Annotated in this window: 22 protein-coding genes; 10 read left to right on the forward strand and 12 right to left on the reverse strand. The window is 72.1% G+C overall.

Annotated elements, in window-relative coordinates; genetic code table 11:
- Nucleotides 1-156: 156 nt before the first annotated feature.
- Nucleotides 157-744 (reverse strand): ATP-binding protein, encoded by a 588-nt coding sequence (locus ACIRRS_RS10355; protein WP_402967603.1) that lies wholly within the window; start codon nucleotides 742-744, stop codon nucleotides 157-159.
- Nucleotides 745-1,068: 324 nt separating this feature from the next.
- On the opposite strand from ACIRRS_RS10355, the gene ACIRRS_RS10360 reads away from it, so the two are divergent.
- Both ACIRRS_RS10360 and ACIRRS_RS10365 read left to right on the forward strand, forming a co-directional pair.
- The gene (locus ACIRRS_RS10360) at nucleotides 1,069-1,647 is read left to right on the forward strand and encodes a DUF5919 domain-containing protein (protein WP_402967606.1); all 579 of its coding nucleotides are present in this window, start codon (nucleotides 1,069-1,071) and stop codon (nucleotides 1,645-1,647) included.
- 46 nt (nucleotides 1,648-1,693) lie between these two features.
- The gene (locus ACIRRS_RS10365) at nucleotides 1,694-2,161 is read left to right on the forward strand and encodes an NUDIX domain-containing protein (RefSeq protein ID WP_402967609.1); all 468 of its coding nucleotides are present in this window, start codon (nucleotides 1,694-1,696) and stop codon (nucleotides 2,159-2,161) included.
- Between the two features lie 276 nt (nucleotides 2,162-2,437).
- On the opposite strand, the gene ACIRRS_RS10370 is transcribed toward ACIRRS_RS10365, so the two are convergent.
- Complete coding sequence (locus tag ACIRRS_RS10370) at nucleotides 2,438-3,643, reverse strand: serine hydrolase domain-containing protein (protein ID WP_402967612.1); 1,206 nt, start codon at nucleotides 3,641-3,643, stop codon at nucleotides 2,438-2,440.
- Nucleotides 3,644-4,055: 412 nt separating this feature from the next.
- On the opposite strand from ACIRRS_RS10370, the gene ACIRRS_RS10375 reads away from it, so the two are divergent.
- Complete coding sequence (locus ACIRRS_RS10375) at nucleotides 4,056-4,697, forward strand: TMEM175 family protein (protein WP_402967615.1); 642 nt, start codon at nucleotides 4,056-4,058, stop codon at nucleotides 4,695-4,697.
- Between the two features lie 158 nt (nucleotides 4,698-4,855).
- Here ACIRRS_RS10375 and ACIRRS_RS10380 read toward each other — a convergent pair whose 3' ends face one another.
- On the reverse strand, nucleotides 4,856-5,338 hold the full coding sequence (locus ACIRRS_RS10380; protein WP_402967961.1) for a DUF4259 domain-containing protein: 483 nt from the start codon (nucleotides 5,336-5,338) through the stop codon (nucleotides 4,856-4,858).
- 388 nt (nucleotides 5,339-5,726) lie between these two features.
- On the opposite strand from ACIRRS_RS10380, the gene ACIRRS_RS10385 reads away from it, so the two are divergent.
- Entirely contained in the window at nucleotides 5,727-6,554 is an 828-nt protein-coding gene (locus ACIRRS_RS10385; RefSeq protein WP_402967618.1) for a nucleoside-diphosphate kinase, read from the forward strand.
- 47 nt (nucleotides 6,555-6,601) lie between these two features.
- On the opposite strand, the gene ACIRRS_RS10390 is transcribed toward ACIRRS_RS10385, so the two are convergent.
- On the reverse strand, nucleotides 6,602-8,203 hold the full coding sequence (locus ACIRRS_RS10390; RefSeq protein ID WP_402967619.1) for an ISL3 family transposase: 1,602 nt from the start codon (nucleotides 8,201-8,203) through the stop codon (nucleotides 6,602-6,604).
- Between the two features lie 207 nt (nucleotides 8,204-8,410).
- On the opposite strand from ACIRRS_RS10390, the gene ACIRRS_RS10395 reads away from it, so the two are divergent.
- The gene (locus ACIRRS_RS10395; protein ID WP_402967621.1) at nucleotides 8,411-9,052 is read left to right on the forward strand and encodes a hypothetical protein; all 642 of its coding nucleotides are present in this window, start codon (nucleotides 8,411-8,413) and stop codon (nucleotides 9,050-9,052) included.
- On the opposite strand, the gene ACIRRS_RS10400 is transcribed toward ACIRRS_RS10395, so the two are convergent.
- Nucleotides 8,944-9,732 carry an ATP-binding protein gene (locus ACIRRS_RS10400; RefSeq protein WP_402967964.1) on the reverse strand — a complete coding sequence of 263 codons (789 nt, stop codon included), beginning with the start codon at nucleotides 9,730-9,732 and terminating at the stop codon, nucleotides 8,944-8,946. The genes ACIRRS_RS10395 and ACIRRS_RS10400 overlap by 109 nt on opposite strands.
- On the opposite strand from ACIRRS_RS10400, the gene ACIRRS_RS10405 reads away from it, so the two are divergent.
- The 5 genes from ACIRRS_RS10405 to ACIRRS_RS10425 all read left to right on the forward strand — a co-directional run bounded on the left by ACIRRS_RS10405 (nucleotide 9,637) and on the right by ACIRRS_RS10425 (nucleotide 13,885).
- The gene (locus ACIRRS_RS10405) at nucleotides 9,637-10,245 is read left to right on the forward strand and encodes a hypothetical protein (RefSeq protein WP_402967976.1); all 609 of its coding nucleotides are present in this window, start codon (nucleotides 9,637-9,639) and stop codon (nucleotides 10,243-10,245) included. The genes ACIRRS_RS10400 and ACIRRS_RS10405 overlap by 96 nt on opposite strands.
- A 128-nt stretch (nucleotides 10,246-10,373) precedes the next feature.
- Nucleotides 10,374-11,435: a hypothetical protein gene (locus ACIRRS_RS10410; protein ID WP_402967623.1), complete on the forward strand. Its 1,062-nt coding sequence runs from the start codon at nucleotides 10,374-10,376 to the stop codon at nucleotides 11,433-11,435.
- 88 nt (nucleotides 11,436-11,523) lie between these two features.
- A complete protein-coding gene (locus ACIRRS_RS10415; protein ID WP_402967967.1) occupies nucleotides 11,524-12,117 on the forward strand; it encodes a YdcF family protein in 594 nt (197 codons plus the stop codon).
- A 130-nt stretch (nucleotides 12,118-12,247) separates the two neighbouring features.
- Complete coding sequence (locus ACIRRS_RS10420) at nucleotides 12,248-13,345, forward strand: MerR family transcriptional regulator (protein WP_402967970.1); 1,098 nt, start codon at nucleotides 12,248-12,250, stop codon at nucleotides 13,343-13,345.
- 72 nt (nucleotides 13,346-13,417) lie between these two features.
- Nucleotides 13,418-13,885: an NUDIX domain-containing protein gene (locus ACIRRS_RS10425; protein ID WP_402967626.1), complete on the forward strand. Its 468-nt coding sequence runs from the start codon at nucleotides 13,418-13,420 to the stop codon at nucleotides 13,883-13,885.
- A 55-nt stretch (nucleotides 13,886-13,940) separates the two neighbouring features.
- Here the strand turns inward: ACIRRS_RS10425 and ACIRRS_RS10430 are convergent, their stop codons facing one another.
- The 7 genes from ACIRRS_RS10430 to ACIRRS_RS10460 form a co-directional block, all read right to left on the reverse strand.
- Nucleotides 13,941-14,276 (reverse strand): VOC family protein, encoded by a 336-nt coding sequence (locus tag ACIRRS_RS10430; RefSeq protein WP_402967628.1) that lies wholly within the window; start codon nucleotides 14,274-14,276, stop codon nucleotides 13,941-13,943.
- The gene (locus ACIRRS_RS10435; protein ID WP_402967631.1) at nucleotides 14,273-14,749 is read right to left on the reverse strand and encodes an SRPBCC family protein; all 477 of its coding nucleotides are present in this window, start codon (nucleotides 14,747-14,749) and stop codon (nucleotides 14,273-14,275) included. Before ACIRRS_RS10435 ends, ACIRRS_RS10430 begins: the two co-directional genes overlap by 4 nt.
- A 14-nt stretch (nucleotides 14,750-14,763) precedes the next feature.
- Nucleotides 14,764-15,159: an ArsR/SmtB family transcription factor gene (locus ACIRRS_RS10440; protein ID WP_402967634.1), complete on the reverse strand. Its 396-nt coding sequence runs from the start codon at nucleotides 15,157-15,159 to the stop codon at nucleotides 14,764-14,766.
- Nucleotides 15,160-15,307: 148 nt separating this feature from the next.
- On the reverse strand, nucleotides 15,308-16,744 hold the full coding sequence (locus ACIRRS_RS10445; protein ID WP_402967637.1) for a transglycosylase family protein: 1,437 nt from the start codon (nucleotides 16,742-16,744) through the stop codon (nucleotides 15,308-15,310).
- Nucleotides 16,745-16,872: 128 nt separating this feature from the next.
- A complete protein-coding gene (locus tag ACIRRS_RS10450) occupies nucleotides 16,873-18,693 on the reverse strand; it encodes a CHAP domain-containing protein (protein WP_402967639.1) in 1,821 nt (606 codons plus the stop codon).
- 203 nt (nucleotides 18,694-18,896) lie between these two features.
- Nucleotides 18,897-19,217, reverse strand: a complete 321-nt coding sequence (locus ACIRRS_RS10455) for a hypothetical protein (RefSeq protein WP_402967642.1) — start codon at nucleotides 19,215-19,217, stop codon at nucleotides 18,897-18,899.
- Nucleotides 19,218-19,224: 7 nt separating this feature from the next.
- Nucleotides 19,225-19,389, reverse strand: a complete 165-nt coding sequence (locus ACIRRS_RS10460; protein ID WP_402967645.1) for a hypothetical protein — start codon at nucleotides 19,387-19,389, stop codon at nucleotides 19,225-19,227.
- Nucleotides 19,390-19,420: the final 31 nt, after the last annotated feature.

Raw genomic sequence — 19,420 nt, forward strand, 5'->3', positions numbered from 1 at the left:
CAGCGCGGAGGCGGCCCAATTCGCCAACGGGCCACCGGAGTTCACTGGACCTGGTGCGGGTCCGGTGGTGCGGCGGGCGCGGCGCCGTGTCGGAGCGGCGGCTGCCGTGCCCTGGCCGCAACCCGCCCTCGCCGGGCGGGCGTTGTGGAGTCCGGGTCAGGCCGCCGCCGGTATTCGCTCCAGCGCCACCGGCCCCTGCGGCGGCCCCGGCACCGCCCGCCGGGCCCGGGGAGCCCGCGCGACCGCCAGGGCGGGCACGGGCAGGTCGAACTCCGCCCACACCGACTTCCCGCCCCCGGCCAGGGAGTCCACCCCGAACCGGTCCGCCAGCGCGAGGACCAGCGCGAGCCCCCGCCCGCCGACCGCCTCCCCGTCCACCGCCCGCACCACGGGCAACCCCGCCCCGGGATCACTGACGCACACCCGAAGCGCACCGTCGACGGTGAGCCCCAGCGCCGCGCCCAGCACCACCCCCTCCCGTTCGCCCCCGCCGCATCCGTGCACGACCGCGTTGGTCGCCAGCTCGGACAGCACGACCATCACGTCACCCGCGAGATCGTCCAACTCCTCCACATCCAGCCCGAGTTCGGGAAGCACCCGCCGCGTCCAGCGGCGTACGGAGCCGACGCTCGCCCGGTCGGCGGGGAACCTCGTCGTGACGGTTCGTGGACCCGGTTCCACGGGGCGTCCCATTCGCTCGGGGGCGCGCTGCCCGCCCTTGTCCTCGTCGTACGTCTTCGGCATGGGCCGTCTGTCCGTTCGGGCGTGATGGGTCTTTCTCGGTGTGTCACCGATCCTTCGCTCTCGGAAGGGCCAAAGCACCCCCGTATCCGGGACATGAGGGCGGTCTGGGCGTTAGCGTCCAAGAAGGCCCAAACGTCCAGGGGACGACTCTTGAACATCGCGCTCCGGCAAGGTAGGGCGAGTGCCAGCCTCACGCCGCGCCAACTGGCGACCCGCGGGGGCGTCACACCCAAGACCGTGGAACGCTGGTTGTCGAACGCGGCGCTGGTGCCGCATCAGAAGAACCGAAACGACGTGTGCGCAGCCCTGGGGGTTGATGAGCAAGTGATCTGGCCCAACGCCGTCCGGGCGAACGTCAAGACCGGGCACGACCGGGAGGTCCTCGCCGCCTACCCCTACCGGTCGGCGTGCCCGACGTCGGTGTGGGCCCGGCTGATCGGCGACGCGACGGACGACATCCTCCTGGCCGGATACACGAACTACTTCGTGTGGCTGGAGCAGCCGGCCCTGCACCACACACTGCGCCGCAAGGCCGAGGAGGGCTGCCGGGTCCGCTTCCTCCTCGGCGACCCGGACTCGGAGACCACCCGCCGGCGCGAGAGCGTCGAGGACGTGGCCCTGACCGTGTCGACCCGCATCCGCATCACCCTGGAGCACCTGGACAGGCTCTCCGGTGTCGAAGGCGTCGAGGCCCGCTTCAGCGCCCCCGAGGACGGGCCCAACCACGTGGGGCTGTCCGTCTTCCGCTTCGACCACGACGCGCTGGTCACCCCGCACCTGGCCAGGGTGGTCGGCCACGACTCGCCGATGATGCACCTGCGCCGCTGCCACGACGGCGGCATGTTCGACCGCTTCGCCGAGCACGCCGAGGAGCTGTGGGAACACGGCGCCCCCGCACGCTGACCGGCCCGGCGGTGCCATGATTCCCGCACGAGACCGGAGGTGGAGCATGCCCAGGCGCGACTACGAGGACAACCCGCACGCCCCGAAGCCCGACGCGCTGGTGCCGGCCGCCAGCGTCGTCGTGGTCGACGCCGACGGCCGCGTGCTGCTCCAGCGCCGCACCGACAACGGCATGTGGGCGCTGCCCGGCGGCGTCATGGAACTCGGCGAGTCCATCGCCGGCTGCGCCGTGCGCGAGACCTTCGAGGAGACCGGCGTGCGCGTCGAGGTCACCGGCATCGTCGGCACCTACACGAACCCCGGTCACGTCCTCGCCTACGACGACGGCGAGGTCCGCCAGGAGTTCTCCATCTGCCTGCTCGCCCGCCCCCTCGGCGGGGAACCGCGCCCCTCCGACGAGTCGTTCGAGGTCGCCTGGTTCACCCCCGAGGAGAGCGACGGCCTGCCGATGGTGGCGAGCATCCGCAAGCGCCTGACGGACTGGCGCACGGGCGCCTACCCGGTGGTGCGCTGACCCGCCCCCGCTCGAAGTGCCGCGACGACGCCACGGCCGTCGAGACGGCCGCGGAGAAGCTCCGTTGGTGTGAGCGGGTCCTCAAGTCGCCTGTCACCAGCGGAGCTTCGATGCGTCCTGGGCCTTCCGTGCCCGCTGCCTCCTGCTGATGACTGCCGCGGTCCGACAGGGGGGTCCCCGTTCGGCCGTTGTCCCGGCTGCCGTGTCGGGCATGACGTACCGCGTGCGGTACACCGTCGAGGCGAAGGCGACCAACAGGCGGGGCGTCCGGGCCGTTCAGCGAGTGCCGCAGAAGACGGCGTCGAGGAATTTGAGGCTCGCCGTGTTCTGCGCCGTCTGCTCGGCGTCGTCGCCCCGCGGGGTGTAGGACAGCGCGACCTGGCGGTCGGCGGTGCCCCACAGCTGGGTGGTGAAGCCGAACGTCCCGCCGTTGTGGCCCAGCACGGTGGTGCAGGAGAGCTGGGCCCGCGCCAGCCCCATCCCGTAGTCGGTTTCGTGCGAGCCCGGCACGGTTTCGAGCATCGTGGTCATCTCGCGCTGCTGGGCCGGACGCAGCAGCTTCCCGTGGAGCAGCGCCTGGTCGAACCTGATCAGGTCGTCGGTGGTGGAGATCATCTCTCCGGCGGCGCCGGCCCAGGTGGGGTTCTGGTCGGTGACGTCGATGTCGGTCTTCGTGACGTTCCCGGTGCCGGCGCCGTCCACGGTGGTCCAGTAGCTGTGGGCGTGCGGGCCGGGGATCGTGGTGGAGAGGCCGGGAACGGTGGTCTTCGTCATCCCGAGCGGGCGCAGGATGCGCCGGCTGACCTCCTGTCCGTAGGGGTGGCCGGTGACCTGTTCGATGATCAGGCCGAGGATGTCGAAGTTGGTGTTGGAGTAGCCCCACTGGGTGCCGGGTGCGAAGTACGGGGGGTTGGAGACGGACGCGGTGACCAGTTGGCGCGCGGTGAACGTACGGTTCAGGCCGCCTTGGGCCAGCCAGCTCCGGAAGACGGCCGGGTCGTTGAGGTCGGGAAAGATGTCGGTGCCGTCGTTGGTGGCGTCGAACAGGCCCGTGCGCTGGTTGAGCAGTTGGCGGACGGTGATGTTCTGCCCGTTTGGAACCAGCCCCGGCAGGTGGCTCGACACCGGGTCCTCCAGGCCGAGCCGGCGCTCGCCGACCAGTTGCAGCACCGTGGTGGCGGTGAACATCTTGGTGACACTGCCGATGCGGAACCGGCCGTCACCGCGGACGGGTGCCCGGCCGGCCAGGTCGCTCACCCCCGTGGCGCCCCGCCACCGCCGGTCGCCGTCGCTCACCTCGGCGATCGCGGACACCGCCTTGGCGTCGGTCAGCCCCTTGAGGGCGAGTTGCAGCGGACCGCCGTGCGAGCGGGCCGACGAGGCTTCGGAGCCCTCGGCCCCGGCCGCGACGGCGGAGGCCGGCGACACGGACACCGCCAGACAGAAGGACGCGATCAGGGCACAGGCCAGACGACGGGACACGGGTTTTCCTTTCACTCGGGCGAACAGGGGTTCGCCACGAGTCAGCGTGTCAGCGCCGCCACCGGGGGAGCGTCACTCCGGATGAGGACCTGTCGGTCCCTCAACAGGCTTACGGAGCAGCCGAATCAGGGCACCTGAGAGGTACGCGGGAGGCCGGCCCGACGGTCGTACCCCGCCGGCACGGCCACGGCACGGGCGCCGACGGAGCCGTCGAGGCGCCGCAGGCGTTTCGGCTTCGGATGTTCACCGCTTCGGGAGGCGGTCGCCTGAGCGGTGTTCGATTCGCAGTGGTTGTCAGGTGGCAGTCGAGTGAAGGTGAAGCGTCAGGTCGTTGCGGCCCGGCGCGGCACCGATCCACCGTGCAGTAGGTACTTTTTTGCGGTTGGTCCTGATTCGAGCAGGTAGGTGCCCCATGGCAGTGCAGAAGCATGACGTCACTGCTTCGGGAAGCCCTGACCGGCTGCTCGCGCTGTCGGACGGGATCTACGCGATCGCCATGACGCTCCTCGTCCTGGACGTGAAAGTCCCCGAAGGCCTGGACGAGAAGGCGTTCCGGGACGCGATGGGCAATCTGGGACCGCAGGTCGCCGCCTACGGGCTGAGCTTCTACGTCCTGGCCGCATTCTGGCGCGACCACCGCAGGCTCTTCCTTCTCGTACGCCGACTGGACACCTCCCTCCTGCGACTGACGATGGCTTCGCTCGGGGCGGTCGCGCTGCTGCCGTTCCCCACCGCGCTTCTGGCCGACTACCCCGACGAACCGGCCGCGGTCTCCCTGTACGCGACGGTCATCGTCGTCATCGTCGCCCTCCACCTGGCCATCGCCGCGATGCTCTGGCGCCGGGAGCACCTTCAAGCCGAACCCATCAGCGACACCCTCGGGCGCGCCGTGCTCCGGGATCTGGCCGCCACCATCATCGTCTTCGGGCTGTCCGTACCCATCGCCTGGCTCTCGCCCACGGCGGCGCAGTGGACGTGGCTCCGGCTGATCCCCGCGAAGATCATCTCAGGGCGGGGACTGCGCTCTGCCATGCGATCCAGCTCCACCCCCTGACGGCCGGTGACGGCTGCACGACCACGTTCCCGGAACCCGAAGGACGCCACCGTTCGATCGCAGCGTGGCCTTCGGCCGCCTTCCGAAGCGGTGGACATCTGCTGTCGGTTCTCGGGTTCTGGCTCAACTTCCGTGACCGGTAACAGTGGGTTATTTGGTTAGAGATCGAAGAGTCGGTCTTCCTGGGGCTCAGGCTCGGGTGCGAGGACGGCGCGGATGCGGCTGATGGCCTGCCGCCACTTCGGGCCGTCCACTGTTTCGTCCCAGAGGTCGGCAAGCTCGGACTCCGCAGCAACCACGCGGTCGAGCGCCTCGGCAGCGAGCGACCGAAGATCGATGGCGAAGATCGGAAGGGCTTCATCGGGGCCGTAACTTGTGCTGACTGGTTCACCGCCCGGGCACTGCGCGGCGATGAGAGTGGCGGCGGCCACGACCTCAGCTCCCTCGGGACTTTCAAGGTAGTCCCGGGTCTGGATGGTGCGGATCAGCGTCGTGCGAACCAGGGTCTCGCGCTCGTCCTCGGCGGCTTCGTCCAGCGCGTCGGCGAAGTCTGCTGCCATGTCGTTCTCGAACGGGCCGATGCCCCAGGTTCCCATGATGATCTCCTCACGCCGTTGTGCGGCGATCATCGCAGCGGCCACCGACAAGGCCGTTATGAGGCCAGCAGGACCCGTTTCCGCAGGAGCGAGAAACCAGCGCGGCCGAACATCTGACGCTTGAGCATCTTGATCCGGTTGACGTGGCCTTCGACGACGTCGGAGTTCCAGGGGAGGGTGAGTCCTGCGATGACGGCGTCCCGGTCGATAGCCGGCAGTCTTGCCTGAGCCGACGGGTCACCTCCGCGCTGGCGGAGCGCACCGGCGGCCGAACTCCGTCGCCGGGTTCTTGAACGGGTCATGGCTTTGATCGCGAGTTGTGGTTCTGGCTCAACTTCTGTGAAATGGCCACTCAGAGTAACGAACTGGCTTGGTCTGGGCTCCGGGTACAGTCGGAGCGCCCCGTGAGATCGTGCTCGCACAGGAGTCCTCCTTGCTTGAACCGGACCGCTTCGCCCTTCTCATAGTCAAGCCGGACGGCGTGGCCCAGCACCTCACTCGGCTCATCTCTCTCTGGACGCGCGACCGGGGCTACAAGCTGCGCGGTTTCCGAGAGCTGATCCTGAGCCAGGAGCACCAGCTCATCCTCGACGCGGACACCCAGGCCGGAGGCCGGATCGATCGGCAGCTGAGCGAGGTGTTCTACGGTTTGGGGCCGGCGCACGTCTTGCTCTTGGAGCGGGAGGGCAGCCAGTCCTCGGGCAATGGGTCGGCTGCAGCCGAGCTCGCGGGCCGCTTCACAGGGGATGCCCTTCCCCACCGGGCCCGACCAGGCACTCTGCGTGGCGATTTCGGGGCTCTGAACCCGGTCTTCAACCTGGTTCACGCAACCAACAGCACCGATAACCTCGACCGGGACGCCCGTGCTCTATTCGAGCGCCCTCTCGTTGAACTCCTGGGCCTGAACGGTGCCAAACCGGATGGAATAGCCCAGACCCCACACCTACTGCGCCCGTTCAAGCTGTGGAGCACTGTGGCGAACGTCCTGGCCGCCTGGCTGGGATCGGAGGTGGTACGGCCCATCGACTGGCCTGCCGATTCCCACGGCCCGTCCCGCCCGGCGGTCGGCGCCGCCCTGATGGCCTGCTCCCGCGCCGCCCAGCGAGCCAGAGGCGAGGATGGCGAAGTGCTGTGGGGAGTGCTGGACGGGAACACCTCCTACATGCAGTTCGCCCGCCAGGTTCCCACGATGGACACATGGCATGGCTACCTCGCATACACGACGCTGCGTCACTTGACGCTGTGCGCCGACACTCCGTGATCCCGGATCACTGCTGGCCTCGGCGTTCCCGATACAGCAACGCTCTGTCACGCTAGTAGGACGCGTTTGCGGAGGAGTTGGAAGCCTGCGCGGCCGAACATCTGGCGCTTGAGTATCTTGATCCGGTTGACATGACCTTCGACGACGCCGGAGTTCCAGGGCAGGGTAAGGCCGGCGATCACGGCGTCCCGGTCGCGGTCGATGCCGGCGGCGAGGGTGTGGAGGCTGGGCAGGTCGTCCTGGCGGACCGCTTCGAGCCATTCCGGGAGCCGCTCGCCCTGGCGCTCGGTGAGCATGACGGCGAAGGAGCGGACGTGCCGGGTCAGGGCGTCGAGCTCGGGGCAGTGTGTCAGGACGGTCTTGAGCTGGATCTGCTCGGTCTCGGACAGTGCCGTGGGCCGCCGGAGGATCCAGCTGGCGACGGTGCGGGGCGATGGCGGCGGTGCGGTCACCGGTTGCGGCAAGGTGCGTTTGAGCCGGATGTAGGCCCGGACGCGTTGGTAGCTGCCCTTGTAGCCGAGAGGGACGATCTCCTCCCAGAGTTTCCAGGCGTTGGTGCAGCCCTCGCTCCAGCGGTCATCGAGGTAGGGTTTGTAGTCGTCGAGGACAGACGGCCGGTTCTGCCATTGGCCCTGGAAGAGATCCTCCGGGGCCACGACGTCGGCCAGCGCCTTGACCGTGCGGTAGGTCATGCCGAGCTGCCGTTGGACAGCGCGCCAGCTGTGGCCCGCGGCCAGCAGGGCGTGCACTGCGGCGTGCCGGGCCCGGGTGCGATCGGCGAACCGGAAGCCCGTCGGCCACGGCTGGTCCGCGTTTTCCTCCTGGAGTACCGGTTCGGTGGTAACGGCCGAACTCGGAGCTGGAGTTACGGCGCGGAGGCACTGTCGATGGCGGGCGACGGCCCGCTCGGCCGCCTCGCTGAGGTTGTGCCACAGGTGCCAGCGGTCCGCGACTTGGACGGCCTGCGGTGCTCGGGCTGTGGCGCCCTCGGCGAAGAACGGTGCGCGGTCACGGCACACCGCCTCGACGCCCAGCCGCTGGGCCAGCCAGGCCGCCAAGCTCGATGCCTCCCGGTCGGGCAGCAGGTTCACGGGCCTGCGGGTCTCGGCGTCGACCAGCACCGTCCCGTAGGCGCGGCCCTTGCGCGTCGCGTACTCGTCGACGCCCACCATCCACGGGCTCGGCGGCTCCGGATCAGGAAGTTCCTCGACCATCCGCAGCACCGTGCTCCGGCTCACCGAGACCCCGAACACCTCAGCCAGTCGGGCCCCGGCTCGTCCGGCCATCGCCAGGCCGACCGCGGCGAGAGTCGACCGCAGCTGCTCGGTCCAGCGGCCGTGGCGCCGGGTCAGCCCTTCAATCTGCTCGACGAACGTCCGCCGCCCGCACGAAGAGTTGCCGCAAACGAACCGCCGCACCCGCAGGCTCAACCGGACCCGCCTGCCCCCGACCGGCCCGTCGACGGGAAACCGAAGGTAGGAGCTGTGCATCCGGGTCGACCATTCCCCGCAACCCGGGTAACTGTGCCCCGCCGCCGAAGCTTGGGCCATCACGTTCACTGACTCGATGTCCACGTCGACCGACAGCACAGCGACACCCGCGATCGACGGAAATAGCAGCCCCTCCAGGCGGGGCACCAAATCGTCCACGGTCCCGCACCGTCGGCCACCTCGGCCCGGCCGCTGGCGATTTTCAGGCAACGTTCCGCCGCCGACCGCACCACTCGATCGTCACTCACCGTGCGCGGGCCACGGAAGTTGAGCCAGAACCGGTTCTCGGGATCCGGTCCAACTCCTGTGGGCTGGTGATGCTCAGTACCGACGGGGGTGTCGGTAGGACGGTCGACAATGCCGGTCATGGCAGATCGCAGTCCGGTTCCTCGGATCATCACCTCGGCGGCGCGGGAGTCCCTGAAGCCGCTCGGCCTGGCCCGGCGTGGGCGGTCGCGGCTGTGGGTCGATGATCACGGGTGGTGGCTGGGAGTTGTGGAGTTCACCCCGCCGCGTACTGCCGGCAGCGGTCTGCACGTCGGTGCGATGTGGTTGTGGCACGACGTGGACCACCTGGCCTTCCACGTGGACGCAGTCCAGGTCGGCTCGGAACTGTTCCGCACCGAGGACCGGTTCACGCCGCTGGCACTCGAACTCAGCCGTCAGGCGGCTGCGAGCGTGACCGCGCTGAGGGAGAAGTTCCCGGCTCTGCCGGACGTCGCCCGATACCTGACGTCCAGGCCGGTGCGCCGGGGATTTCTCGGGGAGGGCTTCGACGCCGGGATCGCGGCCGCCCTGGTCGGTGATCCGGACACGGCCCGCGATCACTTCGAGCGAGTCCTTCGAGACGACCCGCTGGCCCCGTGGATGGTCGAAGTCCAGGAGAAGGCACGTGAGCTTCACGCGATCGCGGCAGATCGCGGTGCCGTGACAGCCTGGGTCGCCAGGGGCGTCGCCTCATGCAGGGGGAAGCTGGGCCTGGATCCTGTGCCGCTCGCGATCAGCTGAATGGAATCGCCCGCCCTTGTCCTTGTCGCCCACGGTGCGCACCCCCTCCCGAGTTCGGGGCCCGGCCCCAGGGGAGGCCGGGCCCCCTCAAGGCGGCCCAATTCGCCAACGGGCCACCGGAGTTCACCGGACCTGGTGCCGGTCCGGTGGTGCGGTGGGCGCGGCGCCGTGTCGGAGCGGCGGCTGCCGTGCCCTGGCCGCAACCCGCCCTCGCCGGGCGGGCGTTGTGGAGTCCGGGTCAGGCCGCCGCCGGTATTCGTTCCAGCGCCACCGGCCCCTGCGGCGGCCCCGGCACCGCCCGCCGGGCCGCCCGGGGCGCGCGCGACCGCCAGGGCGGGCACGGGAAGGTCGAACTCCGCCCACACCGACTTCCCGCCCCCGGCCAGGGGGTCCACCCCGAACCGGTCCGCCAGCGCGAGAACCAGCGCCAGCCCCCGCCCGCCGACCGCCTCCCCGTCCGCCGCCCGCACCACCGGCAGCCCCGCCCCGGGATCACTGACGCACACCCGCAGCGAACTGCCGTCCCCGGTCAGCCTCAGCGCGGCACTCAACGCCACGCCCGCCCGTCCGTTCCCGCCGCAGCCGTGAACGACCGCGTTGGTCGCCAGCTCGGACAGCACGACCAGCACGTCACCCGCGATGTCGTCCAACTCCTCCGCGTCCAGGCCGAGTTCAGGCAAAGCCGCCCGCCGCGCCCAGCGGCGCACGGACCCGACACCCGCCCGGTCGGCCGGGAACCTCACCATGACGGTTCGCGAAATCGGTTCCATGGGGTGCCTCACTCGCTCGGTGCCGGACAGAGGATCCTGGAGGGTGCCGAAGTCTCGGCCGCTTCGACGGCGCTCGGCACACCGACCCCGCGCGACGAGAAGCCGTATGCCGGCGTCGGCCAGGCACCTGAGCCGACGGTCGGCGTCGGCACGGCTGCCAAGGTGCGCGATCGTCGGCAGGACCACGGCGTACAGGTGGGCATGCTCCGCGACGCGCGCGAGGAGGGCGTCGGGCCCGGTGCCGTCGTCGGTGATCACCTCGGTCAGGCGAAGCTCCCGCCACCGGCAGAAGTCGCCGAGGACCCCGGTCAGAGCCCGCTGGCGGGCCGGCCCCGCGGCGACGGCTTCACGCAGGAGCCCGACCACCACGGGCTGCGGGACGGGCAGTTGCTCGGTCAGCATCCGCTTCCTTTCGGTCGCTGAGGTCGTCTGCCTCGAGGCTGCCCGAACCCGGGCCGCCACGGAATCGCACGCCGTGGCAGTTCCGTGGCAGTTCCGACGCACCGTCACCGCCCGTGATGCTTCCATGACTTCCGGAGCAGGAGGTGGCGATGACAGCGGTGATCGTGTGGACCGGGCTCGAGGCGAAGGCTCTGCGGGTGGCGTGTCGCAAGTCCGTACGGGACTTCGCCGCACTCCTGGGCATGTCGGTGCGGGCGGTGACGAACTGGGAGCGGCTGGGGGCGGGAACCCGGCCCCGGCCGGACACGCAGGCGATCTTCGACACCGTGCTGCGCCAGTGCGACCCCGGGGCCCGGATACGGTTCGAGGCCCTCGTGGCGCAGCAGACCGGGGCCCCGGTGCACGCGCAACTGCAGGCGGGACCCCGCGCGTGGGAGTACGAGTCGTGGACGGAGGACATCGAACGGGCGGTCCTTGCCGCGTCCCGGCAGGACTTCGTCTTCGCCGGGAGCCTGCTGGAACGCTGGCGCTCGCGCTGGACCGTGCGCGAACTCGACGAGCGGGGCCTCTACCTCCTGGCCCGTTCGAGCTCGCTCGTGGGCGACCTGCGCCGCGACCAGGGCGTGCTGCTCGGCCCGTTGTCGGCCTCGGCGTCGTACGCCCAGGCGCACACGTTGTTCACCCGCCTGGACATCCCGCGGCGGATCGCGCAGCTGGACCTGTCGCTGGCGGTGGTCACGGAGATGTCGGGCAGGCTCGACGCGGCGGCGTCCCGGTACTCGGAGCTTGCCGGCGACGCCCGCATCAGCCCGCGGGACCGCGCGAGGGCGGCCCTTTGGGTCGGCACCGCGCTGGACAAGCAGGGGCGGCACGGCCAGGCCATCGGCATCACGCAGGCGGCGATCGGGGTGTTCGAGGACCTGGGGGAGGTGGAGGACTGGGCGACGGCGCACCAGAAGCTCGCCCTCGCGCAGGCGGCACGGCAGATCGAGGTCGCCCGCTCGAACGCGACCGGCCCGGCGCCGATGCAGGACGTGCGGCTGACCACCGCCCACGGGCACATCCTGCTGAGCGACCGCGCGAGCGCGGCGGAGGGGCTCGCCCTGCTGGACCGGGCCGAGGCGATGGCCGCCACGTACGGTATGACCCACCAACAAAGGAGCATCCAGGGCATCCGGGCCGGCTTCCAGCGGGCACCGTGCCTCCAGTGAGCGGGAGAACGACGTGGCAGGCACTCGGCAGCGCGGGACCACCGACCGGCAGTGGGCGGACGCCGCGCTGATCTGGGAGTACCACCGGATGGGGCACCGGCGGCGCCCGTGCGACGTGGCGATCGGCCTGGGCTGCCACGACCTCGGGGTCGCCGCCGAGGCGGCCGCGCTGTACCTGGACGGCCTGGTCCAGCGGATCGTCTTCACCGGCGGGCCCAACCCCTCCAGGCCCGAGCGCTTCCCCCGCGGCGAGGCCGCGCACTTCACCGAACACGCCCTCGCACTCGGCGTGCCCGCCCACGCGGTCCTCCAGGAACCGGCCGCCCGCAACACGGGGGAGAACATCCGCTTCTCCCGGGAGGTCCTCGAGGCCGCCGGCGTCCAGGCACGCTCGGTGCTGCTCGTGACCACCCCGTACATGGAACGCCGCGCGTACGCCACGTGCCGCAAGGTGTGGCCGCACGTCGAGGCGGTGTGCGCCTCCGCCCCGATGGAACTCGACGACTACGCCAAGACGATCGGCGACGACAGCCTCGTGATCGACAGCCTCGTGGGCGACCTCCAACGGGTCATCGAGTACCCGGGGCTCGGGTTCGCCGTCGCCCAGGAAGTTCCGGAGACCGTCCGTGACGCCTACCAGCGGCTCCTGGCCGACGGATTCGACAGCAGGCTCCTCACCTGACCCCCCACCGCCGGCCTCCTGAGCCCCGCGCGCCTGTCCGCACGCCGCACGCCGCCCGCCCCCGGCGCCGGGGCTTGACCCTCACGCGGCGTCAGGCCCCATAGTCGGTGCCGTGGAAGATCACTGGACCGTGGGACACGTGGCCGAACTGGCCGGGGTGAGCGTCCGCACGCTGCACCACTACGACCAGGTCGGGCTCGTGAGGCCGTCGGCGCGCACCGCCGCCGGGTACCGGGCGTACTCAGCAGGGGATGTGGAGCGGCTGCGGGAGGTGCTGGCCTACCGGCGGCTGGGCTTCGGACTGCGGGAGGTCGCCGAACTGGTCGGTGACCCGGCCACCGACACGGTCGCGCACCTGCGCCGGCTGCGCGCCCTGGTGCTGGAGCGGCGCGACCGCGCCGACGCCGTGGTGGCGGCCATCGACAGGGAACTCGCGGCACGGGCGAAGGGAGTGAAGGTGACACCGGAGGAGCAGCTGGGGATGCTCGGCGCGCGGCTGTACGACACGATCGGCGGCGCCTACCCCGCGACACGGCGCACCGATCCGCGGATCGCCGCGCAGATCCGGGAGGCGCTCGGGGACGCCCGTACCGTGCTCAACGTCGGGGCCGGCACCGGCTCCTACGAGCCCGCCGACCGCGAGGTGACCGCGGTGGAGCCGTCGGCGGTGATGCGGGCGCAGCGGCCCGCCGGCGCCGCGCCGTGCGTGGCCGCCGCCGCGGAGAGCCTGCCGTTTCGGGACGGGGCCTTCGACGTCGCGATGGCCGTCTCCACCGTCCACCACTGGGGGGACCCGCTGGCGGGGCTGCGCGAGATGCGGCGCGTGGCCCGCCGGGTGGTGGTGCTCACCTTCGACACCGACGAGCCCGGCTGGCAGGACCGGTTCTGGCTCACCCGCGACTACCTGCCCGAGTTCGCCTCCGTCCTCGCGGACTTCCCCCCGCTCGCCGCGATGGCCGGCGCGATCGGCGCCCGCGCCGAGCCGGTGCCCGTCCCGTGGGACTGCGCCGACGGCCTGTTCGAGGCGTACTGGCGCCGCCCGGAGGCGTACCTGGAGGAGCGCGTGCGCCGCGCGGTGTCGGTGTGGACGAAGGTCGGGCCCGAGGCCGAGCAGCGGGCGGTACGCAGCCTGGGCGCCGACCTCGGCTCCGGCCGGTGGGCCGAGCGCAACAGCGCCCTCGCCGGCCTCGGCGCGGCGGATCTGGGCCTGCGCCTGCTCGTGGCCTGAACGGCGCGCCCGGCGGGGCGGGGAACCGCCCCGCCGGCCCGTGAACCTGACGGGGCCTCCTATGCTCCGGTGATGAGCACCAGGCCCCCGCGGCAGGCCCCGACGCCCCTCCACTCCGTGTCCGTGGCCGGGGCGGTGGTGCGCGGGGACGGCCGCCTTCTGGCGATCCGGCGGGCCGACAACGGCGCCTGGGAGCCGCCCGGCGGGGTGCTGGAGCTCGCGGAGACGCTCGAGGACGGCGTGCGCCGCGAGGTGTACGAGGGGACGGGGATCGAGGTCTCGGTGGAACGGCTCACCGGGGTCTACAGGAACACCGCACGCGGCGTCGTCGCCCTGGTCTTCCGCTGCCGCCCCGAGGGCGGCGGCGAGCGGCTGTCGGAGGAGTCCACGGCCGTCGCGTGGCTCACCCCGCAGGAGGTCGGCGAGCGGATGGGCAAGGTCTACGCCGTGCGCCTGCTCGACGCCCTCCGCGGCGACGCGCTCCCGCGCGTCCGCGCCCACGACGGCCGCACGCTCATCGGCGTGCCGCCGGCGGGCTGAGCCGGGCGGCCGCCCGGCCGCGTCGCCCCCGTGTCCGCCCCCGGGCCTCCGGGGGTCAGCGGCCGGTGAAGACGACGCGGTTGCCGTCCGGGTCGGTGACGGGCAGGACGCGGGAGGCGGGCGTGTCCAGGGGCCCGTCGTGGCGGATGCCCGCGTGTGCGAGGTGGGCGAGGCGTTCATCGAGGTCGGACTCGGCCAGGACGGCGGTCGAGTGCCCGGCGCGGGCGGGGTCGGCCCAGACCTGGAGGTCGAAGGCGTCGTGGAGGTGCCATTCGGCCAGGCCGTCCATCGGCCGGGCGTCGGGCCCGCGTCCGAGGAGCGCGGTGTACCAGGCGCTCGCCGCGTCCAGGTCGGTGACGGTCATCTGGGCGAGCAGCCGGCGGATCGTCATGCCGCCCGCCCCGCCGTCGCGTCCGCTGTCCGCCGGAGGTGGGCGCCCAGTGCGTCGAGCCAGGCGCCGGTGCCCTGTTCGCGCCAGGCGGGCTGCTCGCCGCCGTCGAGGTAGACGCCCTGTTCGGTCAGGGTCAGGAGGGTGCCGTCGCCGTCGGGGTGGAACTCCACCGTGGTCAGCGACACCGTCGCGAGGGCGCCGGCGGCGGTGAGGGTGGAGGTGTAGACGAGGCGCCGGTCCGCGACGATGTCGCGGTACCAGGACTCGAAGACCAGTTCCGCGCCGTCGGCGCGGCGGGCCCGGTTGACCTCGCGTCCGCCGGTGCGGAAGTCCAGTTCGTGGACGGCGCCGGCGCCGGAGAACCAGTCGGCCTTGGCGCGGGGGTCGGCCCAGGCGGCGAACACGCGCCCGGGCGGGCAGGGGTAGCGGCGTTCGAGGTGGAAGGTGGCGTGTGCGCTCTGGCGGTCCGTCATGTCCTTCTCCCGTGTCAGGAACCGGTGGAACCGGTGGAACCTTTGGGGCCATCGGGGTTGTCGGCAGGGCCATCGGGGTTGTCGGCAGGGCCGGCGGCCAGGTGGCGGCCGAGCCGGTCCAGGCCCTCCTCCCAGGCGGTGCGCCGGGCGGCGAGCCACTGCTCGGCCGCGCGCAGCGCGGCGGGCTCGATCCGGCAGGTGCGCACGCGGCCGGTCTTCTCCGAGCGCACCAGCCCGCAGTCCTCCAGCACCTGGAGGTGCTGCATCACGGCGGGCAGCGACATGGGGTAGGGCCGGGCGAGGGCGCTGACCGTGGCCGGCGCCGCGACCAGCCGCTGGACCATGTCCCTGCGGGTGGCGTCCGCCAGCGCCTGGAAGACCCGGTCCAGGTCCGCCTGTTGGGTGGGCATGGACTCGACTATGGGGGGAGCGCCGCCCAACAGTCAAGCGATTGGTTAAGTATGTGTGGGCGGGAGCCCGGGCGGCAGGAGCCCGGGCGCGCGTGCGCCGCCCCGCCCCGCCTCGGTGAGGCGGGGCGGGGCGGCGTGCGGCAGGTCGTCACCGGGTCGTGGTCGGCAGCTTCGTGGTGAGGGCGGTCGGGACGCTGACGACGTCGTTCAGGTCGAGCTTGCCGGGCCCGAAGTCGCTTGCGGCCAGGGCCTTCTTGTTGCCTCCGCCGACGACCTGCCAGACGGTGCTGCTGTCGGGCGAGAGCAGCAGCGTGCCGTCGCTCGGCGCGGCCTTACCGGCGGCCGACGCCTCCCAGGTACCGGGGACGCCGACCAGCGGCCGCTTGTCGTACCCGAGGCCCGTGTAGTCGGCGCCGCTCAGCTGGACGGCCATGCCGCCCGCCATCACGTACACCGAAGGGTCGGTGCCCGAGACGTTCTTGACGACGGTGCCGTTGGCCAGCTGCCTGGCGACCGCGCCGGCGAGCCAGCGGCCGGGCACGCCCATCAGGCTGGCGTTCGCGTAGCCGTTGGCGGTCCACTCGGTGCCCGAGATCGGCAGGGCGGAGCCGTTGACCATCACGTAGCGGCTCGGGTCGGTGCCGTTCTGGTCCATCACGACGGTGCCGTTGGGCAGCGGCCTGGCCGCCGCGGCGCGCAGCCAGTCGCCGGGGACGCCCATCAGCATCCGCTGGTCGTAGCCGTTGGCGGTCCACTCGGTGCCCGAGATCGGCAGGGCGGAGCCGTTGATCACCACGTAGCGGCTCGCGTCGGCGCCGGACTGGTCCATCACCACCAGGCCGGTCGGCAGTCCGCTCGCCGCCGCGTTCTGCAGCCAGGCGGTCGGAACGCCCATGTCGGGGCGGGAGTTGTAGCCGCCCGAGGTCCAGTCCGCCCCCGAGACCGGCAGCGCCGCGCCGGCCACCACCACGTAGCGGGCCGCGCCGCCGGCCATGTCGTGGACCACCGTGCCCGCCGGCGGCGTGGTCGGCAGCGAGTTGAACGCCGCGTCGTCCACCAGCACGATCCTGCCCAGGTCGTAGCCGTCGGGTGCGATGTCCGAGCCGGCCACGGGTACGCCCGCACCGCCGATCATCACCTTCACGGACGGCCCGTTCGGCGACTTCACCAGCGTGCCGCCGGCCAGCGAGGCCGGGTCCGGGTAGGAGGTCGTGGCCGGGTACGGGTCGGCGTGGTCGCCCACCAGCGGCCCGTGGCAGTTCGGCCAGGCGCCGGGCCCCTGCTTGGCGAGGACCTTCTCGGCGATCAGGATCTGCTGCTGCTTGGTGGCCCGGTTCGCGTACTGCGCGTACTGGCTGCCGCCGTAGGCGAGCCACGTGCTCTGGTCGAACTGGAGGCCGCCGTAGTAGGGGATGCTGCCCCTCGAGACGATCGACCAGTCCCCTCCGCTCTCGCACTGCGCGACCTTGTCCCAGGACGACACCGAGGCGGCCGAGGCCTGGCCGGAGAGCGTGAGCGGGGCGGCCAGGGCGAGCAGCGCGGCGGCGAGGGCGAGAGCGGACTTCTTGCGGGTGACAGCGGTCATGGGTGGTTCCCCCCGGAACACAGTGGGCTGATGAGGTGTCTGGCGCGTGAGGGTCGGCGGCGTGTGCCGCGCCCCGGGGGCAGCCCGGCCGGCGAGGGCCGGGCTGCCCCCCGGGCAGGTGTCGCGGGTTACTGGGTGACGGTCGGCAGCTTCGTGGTGAGGGCGGTCGGGACGCTGACCACGTCGTTCAGGTCGAGCTTGCCGGGCCCGAAGTCGCTTGCGGCCAGGGCCTTCTTGTTGCCTCCGCCGACGACCTGCCAGACGGTGCTGCTGTCGGGCGAGAGCAGCAGTGTGCCGTCGCTCGGCGCGGCCTTCCCGGCGGCCGAGGCCTCCCAGGTACCGGGGACGCCGACCAGCGGCCGCTTGTCGTACCCGAGGCCCGTGTAGTCGGCGCCGCTCAGCGCGACGGCCATGCCGCCCGCCATCACGTACACCGAAGGGTCGGCGCCCGAGACGTTCTTGACGACGGTGCCGTTGGCCAGCGGGCGGGCCGTCAGCTTGCCCTCCCAGGTCTCGGGGACGGCGACGATGTCGCGCCCGGCGTAGGGGCCGCTGAACTCGGCGTTGGTCAGCGGCAGCGCGGTGTTCCTGACCACCACGTAGACGCTCGGGTCGGTGCCGGCCTGTCCCTTGATCAGGGTGCCCTCGGCCGGGGTGGCGGCGGCCGCACGCCCCAGCCAGGCGCCCGGCACACCCACCGCCGGCTGGTTGCTGTAGCCCTCGGCGGACCACTCGGAGCCCGCGATGGCCGCCGCGGCGCCGCCGGCGGTCACGTAGCGGCTCGGGTCGGTGCCGTTCTGGTCCATCACGACGGTGCCGTTGGGCAGCGGCCTGGCCGCCGCGGCGCGCAGCCAGTCGCCGGGGACGCCCATCAGCATCCGCTGGTCGTAGTGGTCGGCCGTCCACTCGGTGCCCGAGATCGGCAGGGCGGAGCCGTTGACCATCACGTAGCGGCTCGGGTCGGCGCCGGACTGGTCCATGACCACCCAGCCCGAGGGCAGCGTGCCCTGGACCGCGCCCTGCAGCCAGCTGCTCGGAACGCCCATGTCCTGGCGGGTGCCGTAGCCGCCCGAGGTCCAGTCCGCCCCGGAGATCGGCAGCGCGACACCGTTGACCACCACGTAGCGGGCCGCGCCGCCGGCCATGTCGTGCACCACCGTGCCGGTGGGGGGCGAGGTCGGCAGGGCGTTGAAGGCCGCGTCGTCCACCTGGACGATCTTGCTCAGGTCGTAGCCGTCGGGTGCGACGTCCGAGCCGGCGATCGGGACGCCGGAGCCCGAGATGATCACCTTGACGCCGGGGCCGTTGGGCGACTTCACCAGGGTGCCGGTGGGCAGCGTGGACGGGTTCGGGTTGGCCGCCGGGGTGTTGTTGAAGACCGGGGAGATGTAGCCGCTGATGGTCTGGCCGAACGGGGCCTGGCCAACTCCCCACTGCGGCGGGGTGTCCCGCTGGACGATCCCGGAGCGGTAGCCGGAGCTGTGGCCCTCGTTTCCGCCGACGAAGGTGACGCGGCCGCCTCCGACCGCGACGACCAGCGCGACGTGGTCGGCACGGTCGGTGCCGTAGTTGTAGTTGAAGACGACGGCGTCACCGACCTGCGGGGTGTTGTGCAGCGTGCCGTAGCGGCGCCCGTAGTCGAAGAAGCTCGCGGCGCTCGGGCTGAGGTCCCCCAGGTGTGCCACGCCGTTGCGGGCCCACACCCATCCGGCGAAGTCCGCGCACCACGCCTCGGCCGAACTGCCGCCGGAGCCGCACGAGTTGCTCGAACCGTCGCCGGGGACGTACCCGCCGTGGGCGCAGGGCCCGTTGTTGGCCTCGGCGATGGCGGTGGCGGCGATGCCGGAGGCGTCGGCGTGGGCGGGCAGGACGGTCAGACCGGTCATGGCGGTGGCGGCGACGAGGGCGGCCGTACCGGTCTTGGCGAGCTTGCGGGTGATGCTGGACATGGCGGTACTCCTCAATGGCGGGAAGGAAGGCGGATTCGGTGCGATCGGCCGCGCGATGCGGGCCGGAGGTTCGGGGGCACGCCCGGGACGGACGGCTGCCCTGCAGGAGCAGCGGTCGACGGCGGCGCGGGGCCGTACGGCGTGGAGGTGCGGGGACGGAAGGACTCACCCGGCGGGTGCGGCCGGTGGGACGGGTGCCGCGGTCAGCCGGCGGTGCGGTCCTTGGCCTGCGGGGGCCGCGGGGGCAGGTAGCCGCGGTGGAGCGCCGGCGAGGAGCGGTGGCTGCGGGCGATCAGGCCGTACGCGCGGCGAACGGCGTCGGGCCGGTCGGGCCGGTCGGACGGGTCGCGGCCGAGCAGGTAGAGCAGGAGATCGATCCGGTCGTCGGCGGGCTCGGCGTAGGCGTGCTGGAGTCCGTCGCCGGGCTCGGCGTGCGCCCACAGGGCGTCCACGGCCTGGGCCGCCTCGTTGGCCTCCGCCGTCCCGCCGGGGCGGCGGCGCAGGCTGGCGTGGACGATGTCCACCCCGGGCTCAGCCGCCCCAGCTGAAGCTGTCGGAACCGGTGGCGGTGGTGGTGGTCGTGGTGGCGGTGGCCGGGGTGGTGCCGGCGGCGGTGGCGGCGGCCGGGACGGCCAGGAGGACGGTGAGCGAGACGGCGGCGACCGCGGCGGCCTGGGCGATACGGGTGCGGATCATGGCGGGGCCCTTCTGGGGTTCTGGGATTGAC

It is taken from the genome of Kitasatospora sp. NPDC101183 (assembly GCF_044767945.1).
Classification (GTDB): Bacteria; Actinomycetota; Actinomycetes; order Streptomycetales; family Streptomycetaceae; genus Kitasatospora.